We start from the raw sequence: 14,192 nt of genomic DNA on the forward strand, positions 1-14,192 counted from the left end.
TGAACCCGGAGACCCGTCAAGGTCACGCTCGATCCTGGTTGTAGTCGTTTCGTGGTGTGTGGAGACCACTACATCCAGGATGTTGCACGATCTTGCGGGTGAGGGGGTCAGGTCAGGGGATAGAGGGCAAGGGCCGACGTCCTGGGGTTTGTGGTTCGGCGCTGGGCCTGGCGCCCAGGGCTAGGCTCGGCCTGTGGATGAGGTCCTGATAATGGTGGTGTTCGTGGGCTGCCTGGCGGCGGTCCTGGGCACCCTCTGGTGGCTCGCGTCCCGGGTTCGTCGCCGGGGTATCGGTGGCGAGGTCATGGGTCCGTTCGAGGAGATGTGGCACCCCGCGGCGCACCGGTTCCGGGCCGAGATCCGGGTGCAGGAGAGTCGCGCTGTACCGATGCCACCACAGGGTGGCAAGCGCAATGAGCTCGGCGACAACGCCGCCGAGCTGACCCGAGACCTGAGCTGACCCCAGACTCCAGCCGGACTCGGGCTTCAGGACGTCTTCGGTCCGCAGACGTAGCGGGGCTCCGCGTCGTAGCGCCAGGTGAACTTCTCCCGCTTGACCACCGCGCCGCCCTTCTTGATGACCCGGAAGGCGTCCTGGGTGAAGCCGTTGATGCCGTTGGTCTCGATGCACGAGGGGCCGGGAGTCAGGTGGATCTGCTTCGGCGTGGTGATGTTGCGGCGCGGCCCGTACTCGGTCTTCACGCTGTCGTAGATCTTCGTGCTCCAGATCGACACGGTGATCGTGCTCGACGTGTACGACGTGTCGATGAGCACGCCGTACTCGGTGTTGTTGCGGAACTTGAAGTCCAGATTCGGCCAGAAGATTGTCGACTCGATGACCGCCGGGTACCTGTCGAACCAGTACGAGTGCGGCTTGTGCTCGACGTCCTCCAGGCCCGCGTAGTAGGTGGCGTTGAACAGGGTGGTGGTGAACTGCGAGGTGCCGCCGCCGACGCCCGGCACCAGCTTGCCGTCGAGGATGACGGGTGCGTCCCGGTAGCCCTGGGCGTAGCCGCGTTCGCCGGTGTGCCCGTTGAGCGAGAACGTCTTCCCCGGCAGTACGACAGTGCCGTCGACCTTCCTCGCGATGGTCGCGATGTTCTGGCTGCGCGACGAGGCCATGCCGCCGGTGAACCGGGTGGTGAAGGTCGACACCCGCTCCTTGATGCCCAGCCCGGCGAGCTTCTCCCCGGTGAGTTGCGGCGGCGTCGGCTTCAACTCGCCGGTCACCTCGCGGCCGTCCACCTTCGGCAGCGCGGCCAGCAGGTCTCGACCGAGGGCTGCCGTGTCCAGCTGCTGCCCGGCTTTCCCCTCCTTGGCGGTCGGCCGGCCACCGGAGATGGTCATCGTGGCGTCCTTCGGCGGCACCTCGATGGCGGTCAGCTTGTCGCCGAGCGCCGCCCGCAGCCGCTTGACGTCCACCGAGGGGGTGAGCTTGCCGGTCTTGTCGGCACCGAACCGGAGGCTCTTCGCGATGGCGGCGGGCGGGATCGTCACCTGGCCCTTGTTCGTCCGCAGGGTGACCGGTGCGGCGACCGCCGGCTTCGCCAGCTCGCTGACCATCCGGTCCAACTCCTCGGCGGTGGTCGCCGGGTGGGTTTCCACAAGGGGAACGGTGACCGGGGCGCCGGCCAACCAGCCGGTGCGGACCACCTCGGCGGAACGCTCCGGGTTCAGAGCCAACCCGGGCTTGGGCTGGACGACCTTCGGCGTGGTGCCCTGATAGGTGATCGCCGGCATCGTCATGCCCTGGGCCTGGTCGCCGAGCACCTTACGGAGGGCGTCGTCCAACCGGTCCACGTCGACGGTCACCACGGGCTCGACGGTGCGGGAGCCGACCAACCGGCTGACCGGGTGTGCGTCGGCCTCGGCGGCTGCCGCGACGGTCGCCGGCACGTCGACGGTCAGCCCCACGTCGGCGGGGTTGATCTCGGCGGTGCGCCCGTCGACGGTGACCTTCAGCGGTGTGGCCAGCGTTGCCGCCCGCCGGTCCAGCTCCGCCCGCAACTCCCGGTCGGCGTCCGCGCGGCTCCGGCCGCCCAGTTCGGTGCCGAGCACGCTGGTGCCACGGGGAACATCACCGGCGTACGCCCAGGCGCCGGCACCCGCCACGGCGGCGAGGACGCCACCGGTGATGCCCGCGGCGAGCAGCATGCGCACCCGACGCGGCCGGCGCGGGCCGCCGTCCGGCTCGCCGGGGGCGGCTGTGGTGACCGGCTCAGGTCCGTCCGGCCAGGTGACCGCGGTGACCTGCACGGTGGGCCGGTCGTCGGCGGGTGGACTGTTTTCGCCGTACAGCGTCACTGCAACCTCGATCGCCAGGGTGCCGCGGGAGGTCCTCCCTCCCGGAGCCACCTACGGTAACGAATGCCCGGCCGTCCTCGTCGGCTGCGCCCAGCCAGCGCTGCTACCGCGTGTCGTTCGGCGTGTCGCATCGGCCCGGGGGCGGTGCCGACGGCCGATCATCGACGTGGCACGGTGACCGGGTGGGCACTGCGGAGCGGGTGTTGGCGTACGGGGGCGGATCGCTGGACCGGGCGGGACCGTTGCGCACCGATCCGACGCGGTTGGACGCGCTGCTCACCGGGTCGACCGCCGTGCTGTTGCCGATGTGGCGGGACCGTTGTCTCGTCGACGGGCACGGGCCGGTCCGGCTCAGCGCGGAACGCGCGGCACTGGTCCGGTCCGCCGCCGGCGAGACCGTCTTCCTGGGGCTCGACGGGGAGGCCGCCGTGTTCGCAGCGGACCTCTCGGCGCTACCCGAGCAGTCCGCCGTCGAGATGGCCGGTGCGGTGCGGTCCGTCGACGTGCGGGCACTGGTCGGGCGGCTCGAACACGGCGAGGCGGCCGTCCTGGCGTACGCCAGGGGTTTGTTGCACTGGCACCGGCAGCAGCAATTCTGCGGGACGTGTGGCGCGCCGGCCGTCGCCGGCGGTGGCGGGCACCTGCGAACCTGCACCGGCACGGGGTGCGGACGTCTGCTGTTCCCCCGGATCGAGCCGGCCATCATCGTGTTGGTCGAGGCACCCGGTCGGTCGGGGCGCTGTCTGCTGGCCCGGCACGCGGGCGGGGCCGAGGACGCGTACTCGACGCTGGCCGGCTTCGTCGAGATCGGCGAGAGCCTGGAGGACGCGGTCCGTCGGGAGATGGGCGAGGAGGCGGGCGTGACCGTCACCGATGTGACCTACCAGGGGTCACAGGCGTGGCCGTTCCCCGCCGGCCTGATGGTGGGCTTCCGGGCCACCGCCACCTCCGACGAGGTACGCGTGGACGGCGAGGAGTTGCTGGAGGCGCGCTGGTTCACCCGGGCGGAGCTGCGGGACCGGGTGGCCTCGGGTCGCCCGCTCGGTCGGGTGGACTCGATCGACCACCGACTGCTGACGGACTGGCTGGCGGAGGGCTAGTCGGGTCGGCCGCCGGAACCGGGGCGGGCCGACGCGCCGTCACCGCCATCAGCGCGGTGGTGCCGATGGCCGTGCCCAGGGCCGCGAGGAGGAGACCGGGGACGGTGTGGGGCCGGAGGGTCGCGGTGACGGCCACCAGGCCGGCCACGCCCAGCCACAGCGGTGCCGCCGCCCAGCGCGCGCCGGCCGCGAGGCGGTCGTTGAGCAGCACGAACGTCACCGCGTAGAGCGCACCGACCGCCGCGAAGAGGGGCGCGTACCGGCCCAGGTGGTCGTAGCCGGGCCCACCGGCGAGACGGAAGGCGAGCCCCCCGGCGAGCGTCGAGGCGAGAACGAGCACCACGCCGCACCCGCCTGTCACCGCGAGCGCGACAGTTCGGCTGCGCCGGTCACCGCGGGCCAGCCTCGGTAGGGCGAGGACGGCGGCTACCTGCGGTGCCCAGAGCGCGCCCTTGCTCAGGACGGTGCCGACCGAGTACGCCCCGGAATCCGACGGGGGCAGCAGTTGCCGGGACAGCAGCAGGTCGGCGTAGGAGACGACGAGCATCGCCAGTGTCGCACCGCAGCCGGCAACGACCTGAGCGACGGTCAGCCGTGGGGCGGTGGATGACCGTTGCGGCTCGCGGGCGAGTCGGGCCAGCACCGCAGGGGTGAGGGCGGCGGTCAACGCGCCGACCGCCAGCGCGCCGGTCGGGCCCGTGCCGAGCAGCAACCCGGCGATCACGCCGCCGTAGCGGCCGGCGGCGAGCACCGCCATCCCGATGGCGAGTCGTACGAAGCGTTGGCTTCCCTGCAACTCTCCGAGGGAGCGCGAGGAGAGCACGATCGCCGCGGTGGTGACCGCCAGCAGCGCGGGCATCTCGACCGGGAGATCCAGGGCGATGACCAGCAGGGGTGTCGCCGCGACGAGGGTTCCCGCGCACACTGCGGCGGTGACCGCGGTGAGCCGCCGAGTGTCGGATGCGCCGTGCCGGGCGCGGTGCACGGCGACGGCCAGTTGCAGGCCGAGCCCGGGCACACCGACGATGGCCACCAGACCGAGGGCGGCGGCGAGCACGCTGAGGTCGGCCGGGTCGAGCCGCCGGGCGGCCAGGACCGGCACCAGGTAGGCCAGGCCGTTGACCAGCACCCCGGCCAGGGTGATGCTGATCCCTGCGGCGCCCAGACCGTTGTTCCGTCGGCCCGGATCCTCCGCCTCTGCCGTCCGCTCCGTCTCCGCCGTCCGCTCCGTCTCCGCCGTCCGCTCCATTGCCGTCGGACGGACGGGTCGCCGAGGGCTCACGTGACCTCCGAGAAGGTCGGAAGCTGCCCGTCGGCCGGCCCCGCCGGGTCCGGCTTGGTCGGGTCAGGTTCGGTCGGGTCCGGGTTTGACTCCTCCCCGACCAGCGCAGTCGCCGCAACGGCCGAGGTCACGGCGGTCGGCCTGGCCCGGCGTACGGGCCGCCGTCGGGCGGTGGTGGAGAGCCAGAGAGCGCCCAGGGCGACGACGATCATGAGTTGCAACAGGGCGTCGGTGTTGCGTTGCGTCGAATTGAGATAGAGCCACCCGGCGAGCAGGACGAGCACGCCGGGGAGCCACGTCTCGACGGCCCGGCTGATCGTCCTGGCCCGACGTGGGTCGGCTGGCCAGGGCAGGCGGCGTGGGCCGGGTACCGCCAGCATGAACCCCGCCGCGACCAGCAGTCCGCCGATGAAACCGCTCCACAACACCAGCGCGGCGGCACCGACGGCCAACAACGGCAGGGATCGGGTGACCCGACGACGGCCCCGCGGTACGGCGGTCGACGACGTGCGCCCGGTGGGCTGCCGGGCGGGCAGCACCGCGAGGAGGACCACCACCGCCAGCAGGATGCCGCCGAGCAGAAGGCCCGCCCGGTACGTCGTGTCCGGGGCGAAGCGGAGTACCACCTCCCCGGAGGTGCCAGCGGGAAGGATCCAGCCCTGCTGCCATCCGTCCACCACCAGCGGCTTCAGCGTCCGCCCGCCGATGGTCGCCTCCCAGCCGGTGTTGGTGTTCTCCCGCACGGCGAGTACGCGGTCGACGGGGTGATCGACCACCCGTACCCGTCGTTCGGTGGCTCCCCAGGAGCCCACCTCAATGGTGCCGGCGACCGCCGCCGGGGTCGGCGTGGGCGTCCGCGGCACCAGGGCGACCCGAGTCGGCGACGCGAGCTTGCTCGGTGTGGTCACGAGGCGATGCTCCCCGCGGCCCAGGTCAAGCTGTCGGGGCGTGACCCGCCCGCACGGCGTCACCGGCATCTCGCGCAGTTCCAGCAGGTCGCGGAGTGTGCCGCGGAGCGTGGTGGTAACCCGGGACGCGCCGATCTGCAGCGTCGGGCCCGACCCGCAGGCCAGCGTCAGGGGTGCGTCGAGGCGCGGTTTGACGATGGTCGCTCCGGGCAGCACGGTCACCTCGCCGACCGCGACGGGCAGCTTCTCCGGCAACCGCAGCTTGTACGGGTCCGTGCTCGTGGCGGACGGCTTGTCGAGGAACTGGATGGTGATTTCGTCGGTCCGCATCGGCGGGTCCAGGCGAAGGAACCCGTCGTCGCCGAGCAAGCTGCTTCGGAAACCGTCGTCGCCGACCACCCGCACACTGCCGAGGCGGGTGGCGGCTGCGCCGTCGGCGACGGAGAACCTGAGCCCGGTGATGGTCTGCGGCTTGAGCCACGTGAGGCGCAGGATCGGTGCCTCGTCGCTGACCGCCGGTGACCAACTGGTGGTCGGGTCCCCGTCGAGCGCCGCGCCGGCCCGACCGGTCGGGTCGGCAACGGCCGTTGAGGAGGCGCTGACCTGCGCGGCGAGGCGCAGCGGCTGTGCGTCGGCCACCAGCTTGTCGAGAGTGTTGTCCAGGTCCGGGCCGGCCGTCGGCCGCGCCCACAGCTTGGCGTCATACGCGCCGGCGGCGGGCAGGGTGAGGGTCCGGTCGATGGTGGAGGCGTCCTCGGAACCGCGGACGGCGTCGGTGGAGCAGCGAGGGTGGCCGTCGACGGAGAAGCAGGCCGGTGTGGTGGGCGCCGCCGCCACGACGACGGTCGCCGGCCGGTCGGTGGCCGGTGCGGCGGGAAGGACGAGGGTCCGGCTGGTCTGGATGCCGGGAATCTTGATCTCGGCGATGCCGACCGACCTGTTGCCGAGCGAGCGGAGGTCGTACGCGTCGTCGATCGTGATCTGGACCGCGCGGGTGGCGTGGACGCCGGGTAGTTCGAAGACCATGTGGTCGCTGAACTGTTCGACGGTGCGGCTCTCGTACCCGGCGGTGACGGTCACCTTCGTGGGCAGGGCGTCGGCTTTCACGTCGAACCAGACCTCGACCCGGGTGACCCGTGTCGGGTTGGCGAGGTCCACCTCGACCCACTGGCGGTCGCTGGGCGAGTACGGCGCGGACTGCCAGGAGGTTTCGGGATTGCCGTCCATCGCCGCGTACGGCTGGTGCTCGGGGCGGGCGCCGCCGGGGGAGTCCACCTGCGAGCGGGCGGTCGACGCGCGGATCGCGCTGATGCCCTCGAAACGAGCGACGGTGGACTGCTGCGCTCCCCACTCGGGCAGGTAGTCGTGGGCGGGTGCCGTCACCTCGAAGGTGTCGTCGGCGGTGAGGGTCTGTGAGGCGTTGTCGCGCGCTCGGCCGAATGACACGTCCCGCCTGCGCAGCCCGTCGGTCATCGCGACCGGACCGGCAACGCCGGCAGCCGCCGCATCGCCCGCCAGGACCGTTGGCGCCGCGCCGAGCTGCCCTGCCGCGGCGAGGTCGAGGAGCGATTCGGGGCCGCCCACCACGGTGGTCACGGCGTCGCTGTCGTATGCGACGACCGGCTCGACTTGCCGGTCGACCCGGTAGACCTCCAACGCCCGGACGGGCACGTCGAGCCCCTGGTCGCGGAACTCGTCCGGGGACGAGGGCCCGCCGCGCAGGGGGCCGAAGGAGGTGACGCGGGTCAACCCGGGTGAGCGCTCCAGCGCCTGCCGGACCACTGCCGGGCGGGCCGTGTCGGAGCGGCCGTGGTCAAGGTCGGCGCGGAACAGGACGTGGCTGATCCCGGACCGGGCGAGCAGGTCGGCCAGCCCGGTCGAGCCGGAGCCGGTGGCGAGTGTCGACTCGATCGCGTCCAGCAGCCGGATCGTGGTCGGTGGGGTGAAGGGGATGGCGTTGCGTACCGCCCACCTGCTGTTCAGCAGCGGCTGGGCGATCTCATCGGTGGTGTTGCCCCAGTCGTACGAGGGGAAGCGTGCCCCGGGTACGACGAGCACCCGCCCGCGCCCGGTGTTCGCGTCGAGCCAGTCGGTGGCCTCATGCCAGTAGCCGGGCACCGCCTTGACGCCGGTTGGCGTGGCGAGACCGCCGGCAAGTGCGGGCGTGGCAACCGCCGTGACGGCGACCATGGCCACCCCGGCCGTGAGCCAGGCGCGCGCGACCGTTCGTGGGCGATGCTGCTCGGGCGCGGTGCGTGCCGCGCGGACGGCCAGGCCGATCAGGTGCGCCATGCCCAGGGCCAGGGGCAGGCGGAGCAGGACGTCGAACTTGTGCACGTTGCGCAGGGGTGCGCCGACGCCGTCGAGGAACTCCCGCTGCGGCCCGGCGAGGATGTTCGGCAGGTCACCGACGTGCCCGAGACCGACGAGCGCGACGCCGAGCACCAGACCGGTGATGAGGAACCGGCGGTGCGGCATCCCCCGTCGGGACAGCCCGAGCACACCGAGGGCGGCGACCACCAGGGTGGCGGCGACCAGTAGCACCTCGTTGGCGAGCCGTGCGCCGGCCGGAAGGATCGACCCGAACGGGGAGGCCAGGTAGGCGAGCCAGTAGGAGGCGCCGCGGAGCGTCGTCACCGCGTCAGTGACGCTGGTCGTGTTCCGGGCGGTCTCGATGTAGTCCAGGAAGGGTGGGCTGTACCGCCCCAGAACGAGCAGCGGAATCAACCACCACGCCGTGGCCAGCGCCACCGCGCCACACCAGGCGGCGATGGCGGTGACGCGGCGGCGTACGGGTTGGAGGGTGGCGAGCCAGAGCAGGGCTAGTGGCACTACCGCGGCCACGGCTGTGGCGTTGACTCCACCGGCGCAGGCGACGGCGACGGCCGACCCGGCGACGGCGCGCCGCAGGGGGGTGCCGCGGGCGAGGCCCACCAGCGGGATGAGCACCCAGGGGGCGATGGCGCTGGGCCAGGACTCCACCGAGGCGTAGCCGAGCTGGGTGAGGATGCGGGGTGACAGCGCGAAGGCGACACCGGCGATCATGCGTCCGGCGGGCGTGCCGATGCCGAGCCTGCCCGCCAGCCGTACCACTCCCAGGTAGGCGACACAGAAGATCAGCGCCCACCACAGCCGCTGGACCACCCACGGCGCGAGGCCGAGTTCCGATCCGAGCAGGAAGAACGGGCCCATCGGCCAGAGATATCCGTATGCCTGGTTCTGTAGCTGACCGAACGTGCCGGTGGGGTCCCAGAGGTGCAGCGAGCGGAGCAGCCAGCCGGCCGGGTTGACGCTCAGGTCGACCTTGGTGTCGGGAACGACCTGACCCGGGGCCTGCTGGAATGCGAGGGCGGTCAGCGCGATGCAGATGACCAGGTGCCGGAACCGTCGGGCCGTGTGCCGGCTTCGACTGGACCCCGGGGCGGCGCCACTGGTCACCTCTGCACGCATTTCGGCTCCTGTCTTCACCGGCCGGACGCGCACCTGCAGCCGACGACTGTCGCGCGACGTTATCCGGACCGGGCACGGACGGGCGACCAGGGGCGCTGCGGTGGCGTTATCGGGAGAACGGCCGTCCCCACGGCGTGTAAGCGTGTGGCAGGCTGCCGACCATGTCAATGCCAGAAGCTGAGGCCGAGACGCGTCCGGAACGCGTCGCGTCCGATGGCGACCGGCCGGGGCCGGTCGGCCGATGGTTCCGCGCCGACCGCGTCCGCGCGGTAGCGATCGCCCTCATCGTCGTGTCCGTCGCGTGGCGCGCCGGCCTTGCCACCCGTGGCTGGTTCTCGCAGGACGAGTTCGTCATCGCTGCCCAGGTCCTCGACACCCGGTTGGACGCGGACTTCCTCCTGCGTACCTTCAACAACCACCTCATGCCCGGCGGCCTGCTGGTGGCGTGGGCGATGGTGCGGGTGGCGGGCTTTGTCACCTGGCCCTGGGTGGTGCTGCTGGCGGTCGGCCAGGCGGCGATCGGGTTCGCCGTCTACCGCTTGCTGCGCCATCTGCTCCGGCCGGGCTGGGGGCTGCTCATCCCGCTGTGCCTGTTCGTGTTCAGCCCGCTGACGCTCGAGGTTTCCTCGCTGTGGCTGGTCGGGCTGCTCGTGATGCCGATGCAGTTGGCCCTGGTCATGGCGGCGACGGCCCAGGTCTGGTACGTGCGGACCGGCCGGCTGCGGCACCTCGTGGCGGTCGTCCTGTGGGTGGTGTTCGGCCTGCTCTTCGACACCAAGTCCCTGCTGATCGTGCCGCTGCTGTTCCTGCTGACCGTCTTCCTCTTCACGTCGGGCGGCGCCTGGCGCAGCCTGGTGACGACGGTCCGCCGACACTGGCCGGCGTGGCTGGTGCTCGGTGCGCTCTCGGGGGCGTACCTGGCGTTCTATCTGACCCGTCCCGCCCGCGAGTTGGACGAGCCCACATCCGTCGGTCAGGTCCTCAAATTCCTCGGTGATCTGGTCGGCGAAACCGTCGTTCCGGGTCTGCTCGGTGGCCCCTGGCGTTGGGCGTACGCCGGTGACGGTCCTCCGGCCGTGAACCCGTACGACATCGCCAAGTGGCTGTCCTGGGCGGTGCTGGGGGCTCTCATCGTGGTCACCGCGCGGCGGCGCCCGTCGGCCCGGCGGGCCTGGCTGCTGCTCGCGTGCTACCTCGGGCTGGTCGCCGCGCTCTTCGCCGTGACCCGCCTCGGTGGGCCGCTCGGCTCGTTCGTGGGCATCATTCCCCGGTACGTCGCCGACGTGGTGCTGGTCGCCGCGATCTGTGTCGGCGCGGCCCTGTTGGGGACGAAGGACGCCGATGAGGAGGACGTGTCCGCGTGGCCGGTGCCGACCGTTCTGCGGGAGCCGGGTGCCTTCGCGGTCGGCCTGGTCTCGATAATCGTCGTCCTGGCCACCATCGGGGTGGGCACGCTGTGGAGCACGGCCCGTTTCGGGGACAACTGGAGCACCAAGTACGGACGGGACTACCTCGCGACGACGCAGATCGAGCTTGCCGCCGCGGCGCCGGGCACCGTTTTCCTGGAAACCACCGTCCCGGACCGCGTCATCGCCGGCTACTTCTGGCCGGACAATCTCCAGTCGCACTTCTTCCGCCCGGCCGAGCGTCGACCCACCTTCGTGGAGGAGGCCGAGAAACCGTTCATGTTCGACGACTTCGGCCGGATTCGTCCGGTCGTGGTTCAGGGGCGGAAGGTCGTGCCCGGCACGGTGCCCGACTGTGGGCACCTGGCAGAGGGTGGTCAGCCCGCCCGGATCCCGTTGGACGGGTACCTGGAGGAGTGGCCGTACGCGATCCATTTCGGCTATGTCAGTTCGGGCGACTCGACGGCAATCTTCCGTCTCGGGGACAGCGTCCGGGTGATCACCCTGAAGCGGGGGCTGAACGACGTGTTCTTCCTGCTGGAGGGGGCTGGGGACGCCGTCGAGGTCACCGTGAGCACCTCGGGGGTCAGGGTGTGCACCCAACTGATCACCGTCGGCCGCGCGGTGCCGGCACCGTGAATGGTTGAGCAGACCACCGGCGTCGGGGCTTCACCGGTGCGGCGGGTGCGGGACGCGCTGCCGCTGTACGCCGTTGCGGCGGCTGTCACGGTGCTGGTGCTGGCCCCGCTCGCGGCACCCGGCTACGCGCTGCTGTACGACATGGTGTTCGTACCCCGGCAGCCGTTGAGTTGGGATCTCGTCGCCCCGGCGCAGACTCTGCCCCGGGCGGTGCCGATGGACGCACTGATGTCCCTGGTCACCCAGCTCGTGCCCGGCTGGGCGGTGCAGCGGGTGGCGCTCGGTGGGGCGGTTCTCCTGGCCGCGGTCGGCGCCGGCCGTCTGGTGCCGACCGAACGGCTCGCGGTCCGGTTGCTCGCCGCGGTGGCGTACGCGTGGACGCCCTACCTTGCCGAGCGGCTGCTGATCGGACAGTGGGGGCTGCTGCTCGCGTACGCCGCGCTGCCCTGGTTGGTCCGGGCGGCGCTGGACCTGCGAGCGGGTCGTGACGGCGCGCTCGCTCGGGTGGTGCTCGCCGCCGCTCCCGCCGCGATCACCCCGACCGGCGGGTTGATCGCGTTGGGCACGGTGGTCCTGCTGGTGTGGGACCGGACGCGCCTTCGCCGGTCGGCGCTCGTGGTGGGCGGCATCGCGTTACTCAACGCCCCCTGGGTGACCGCGGCCCTGGTCACCGGTGCCGGCGGGTCATCCGATCCGGCGGGGGTGGCGGCGTTCGCGGCGCGTTCGGAGAACTGGGCCGGTCCGCTGGTGGCGCTCGCGGGTACGGGTGGCGTCTGGAGCGCACAGGCGACCCCCTCCAGTCGCGCGGCACCGCTGGTGCCGCTGGCGACCCTGCTCCTGCTGATCCTGGCCGGTGTCGGTGGCGGCCTGCTGCGGCGTCGGCTGCCCCCGGGTGCGGCGGTGCGGCTGGCGGTGCTCGCTGGGATCGCCTGCATTCTCGCTGCCCTCGGGGTGCTCCCCGGCGGGGCCGCCGCGTTGCGCTGGGCGGTGGTGCATCTGCCGGGTGCGGGGCTGCTTCGAGACGGCCAGAAGTTCCTGGCCCCGTACGCCCTGCTGCTGGTGGTGTGTGCCGCGTTGGGAGCCGAGCGGCTGGTGTCCAGGATCGACCGGGAGGTGGCGGGGGTGGTTCTGGTCGGCCTGCTGCTCCTGCCGGTGGCCGTCATGCCGGACCTCGCCTTCGGCGGTGCCGGCCGGCTTCGTCCGGTGAGCTATCCGGCGGACTGGCAGGTGGTCGCCGAGCGGGTGGCCGGCGAGCCGGGGGAGATCCTCGCGCTGCCGCTGTCCGCCTACCGGGCCTACCCGTGGAACCCGGGACGTGTCGTCCTGGATCCGTTGCCGCGCTATCTGCCGGGGACGGTGCTGACCGACGACACACTGCGGGTCGGCGATGTCGCGGTGGCCGGGGAGAATCCACGGCTCCGCGAGGTGCGCCGGGTGTTGGCCGAAGGGCGGCCCGTCTCGGCCACCGGCGTGCGCTGGGTGGTGGTGCATCACCAACTGCCCAGCGAGGTCGACCCTGCGACCCTTCGTGATCTCGAAGCCGTTCACGAGGGACCGTCTCTCACCCTCTACCGAAATCCCGCTGTTCCTCCGGAATCGAACCCCCCTGGACGAGGTGCGTGGGCAGTCGTGATGGCGCTCGGCGCTGCCCTTCTGGTGGTCATGGCTGCCGCCATTTCGGCACTACACCGGCGCCCTACTGCGTGGTAACGTCCGCTCGCACGTCTCGCCATTGGAGGATTGGCATGCGTAGAGCTCTGACCCTGGTCGTCTCCGGCATGGTGGCGGCGTTGCTGGGGATCCTGGCCCTCGGCGGGCTCTCGGCCGCCGCGACCGCCACCGACAAAGAGGCGGCCAACGAGGCCAAGAGTGTTTCGGAAGCGGCCAAGCGTGCCGGAAAGAAGGACCCGTACGCCCCCGTGGTCTACGGCGACAGGTAGGACGGCTCGCCCCGCTGCTGCACTGGGCGGGGCGACTCCACACCGTCCAGCAGGTCCGCGAAGTGCCTACCCGCGGCCTGCCAGGTGAAGCTCGCCGCGTGCTCCCGGGCCTGCGCCCCCATCTCCCGCCGCATTTCGTCCTCGTGCAGAAGTGTGCGCACCTTCGCCAGGTAATCGTCGATGTCATCGGCCAGCAGGCCGGTACGCCCGTCCACGACAGCTTCGGCGACCCCGCCCGCTTCCCGGAACGCGACCGTTGGCGTGCCCGCGGAACCCGCCTCGACAATCGTCAGGCCCCAGCCCTCCTTGAGTGACGGGGTCAGGGCGACCCAGGCCGAGGCGAGCAGAGCGGCTTTTTCCTCCTCCGTCACGAAGCCCCGGAAATCCACCCGCTCGGTGATGTCCAGCTCCGCGGCGAGCTCGCGCAGGTGCGACTCCCACCAGCCCTGGCCGGCGACGACCAGCCGCAGCTGAGGCAACTCGTCGGCGAGGGCCGCGACCGCCCGCAACGCCACCTCGACCCGCTTGTGTGGCACCAGCCGATTCAGCGTCACGAGCAGCGGGAACGGCGCCCGCTCGGCGTCGGTGCGGGGCAGCGCCGGGGTGCCGTTGTGCACCACGGCGACCTGCTCCGGCGGTACTCCCAGCACGGCCAGTTCTCTACGGGTGGCCTCGGAGACGGTGACGTATCGGCACCGCCGGTAGACGCGCACGGCGAGCGACGACTCGACCCACCAGCCGAACCGGGCGGCCCACTGCGGAAGGACCACCGGCCACTGCTCGCGATGCACGTGGTGGATCAGCTTGACCACCGGGCGCCGTGTCCACAGCGGGGAGAGGAACGGCAACCCGTTGCAGACGTCGACCAGGATGTCGGGCCGGCCGCCCCGGCGGCTCGACATTGGGCCTACGCCCACTGCGCCGGCCAGGTAGCAGAGCGCCGCCCAGAGGTAGACGGTGTGTCTGCCGCCGCGCCGCACCAGCCGGACGCCTGCCTCGTTGACCTCGTCGCCGGGTGCCTCGCTGTGGGCGGCGCAGAAGAGGGTGGCGCGGAAACCGCGCGACACCAACTCGGCGGCGATCCGTTCCACGTACACCTCGGAACCGCCACCCTCGGGGTTACGGGTGTCTCGCCAGTTGAGGAACAGCACGTGTCCGGGCAT

Annotated in this window: 9 protein-coding genes; 5 read left to right on the plus strand and 4 right to left on the minus strand. The window is 71.8% G+C overall.

The features are described 5' to 3' along the window. Window positions 1-193 precede the first annotated feature (193 nt). A complete protein-coding gene (locus tag AB0B68_RS00005; RefSeq protein ID WP_357204027.1) occupies window positions 194-460 on the plus strand; it encodes a hypothetical protein in 267 nt (88 codons plus the stop codon). A gap of 26 nt (window positions 461-486) precedes the next feature. Here the strand turns inward: AB0B68_RS00005 and AB0B68_RS00010 are convergent, their stop codons facing one another. Then, window positions 487-2,304: a VanW family protein gene (locus tag AB0B68_RS00010; RefSeq protein ID WP_357204029.1), complete on the minus strand. Its 1,818-nt coding sequence runs from the start codon at window positions 2,302-2,304 to the stop codon at window positions 487-489. Between the two features lie 182 nt (window positions 2,305-2,486). Here AB0B68_RS00010 and nudC point away from each other — a divergent pair, with 182 nt between their 5' ends. Beyond that, window positions 2,487-3,404, plus strand: a complete 918-nt coding sequence (nudC, locus tag AB0B68_RS00015; protein ID WP_357257010.1) for an NAD(+) diphosphatase — start codon at window positions 2,487-2,489, stop codon at window positions 3,402-3,404. Here nudC and AB0B68_RS00020 read toward each other — a convergent pair. Together AB0B68_RS00020 and AB0B68_RS00025 are read right to left on the minus strand one after the other, a co-directional pair. Continuing rightward, on the minus strand, window positions 3,301-4,686 hold the full coding sequence (locus AB0B68_RS00020) for a polysaccharide biosynthesis protein (protein WP_357257013.1): 1,386 nt from the start codon (window positions 4,684-4,686) through the stop codon (window positions 3,301-3,303). The two genes, nudC and AB0B68_RS00020, sit on opposite strands and share 104 nt — an antisense overlap. Continuing rightward, the gene (locus tag AB0B68_RS00025; RefSeq protein WP_357257016.1) at window positions 4,683-9,044 is read right to left on the minus strand and encodes an alpha-(1->3)-arabinofuranosyltransferase; all 4,362 of its coding nucleotides are present in this window, start codon (window positions 9,042-9,044) and stop codon (window positions 4,683-4,685) included. The genes AB0B68_RS00020 and AB0B68_RS00025 overlap by 4 nt, the downstream gene beginning before the upstream one ends. Before the next feature lie 161 nt (window positions 9,045-9,205). Here AB0B68_RS00025 and AB0B68_RS00030 point away from each other — a divergent pair, with 161 nt between their 5' ends. The 3 genes from AB0B68_RS00030 to AB0B68_RS00040 are packed head-to-tail and all read left to right on the plus strand — an operon-like array spanning window position 9,206 to window position 13,029. After that, a complete protein-coding gene (locus AB0B68_RS00030; protein ID WP_357204037.1) occupies window positions 9,206-11,089 on the plus strand; it encodes a hypothetical protein in 1,884 nt (627 codons plus the stop codon). Continuing rightward, window positions 11,090-12,799 (plus strand): hypothetical protein, encoded by a 1,710-nt coding sequence (locus AB0B68_RS00035; RefSeq protein ID WP_357257019.1) that lies wholly within the window; start codon window positions 11,090-11,092, stop codon window positions 12,797-12,799. 35 nt (window positions 12,800-12,834) lie between these two features. Continuing rightward, entirely contained in the window at window positions 12,835-13,029 is a 195-nt protein-coding gene (locus AB0B68_RS00040) for a hypothetical protein (protein ID WP_124858362.1), read from the plus strand. Here the strand turns inward: AB0B68_RS00040 and AB0B68_RS00045 are convergent. Beyond that, window positions 13,014-14,192: a glycosyltransferase family 4 protein gene (locus AB0B68_RS00045; protein WP_357204052.1), complete on the minus strand. Its 1,179-nt coding sequence runs from the start codon at window positions 14,190-14,192 to the stop codon at window positions 13,014-13,016. The two genes, AB0B68_RS00040 and AB0B68_RS00045, sit on opposite strands and share 16 nt — an antisense overlap.

The organism is Micromonospora sp. NPDC049049, from assembly GCF_040649115.1.
In the GTDB taxonomy this organism is placed as follows: domain Bacteria; phylum Actinomycetota; class Actinomycetes; order Mycobacteriales; family Micromonosporaceae; genus Micromonospora.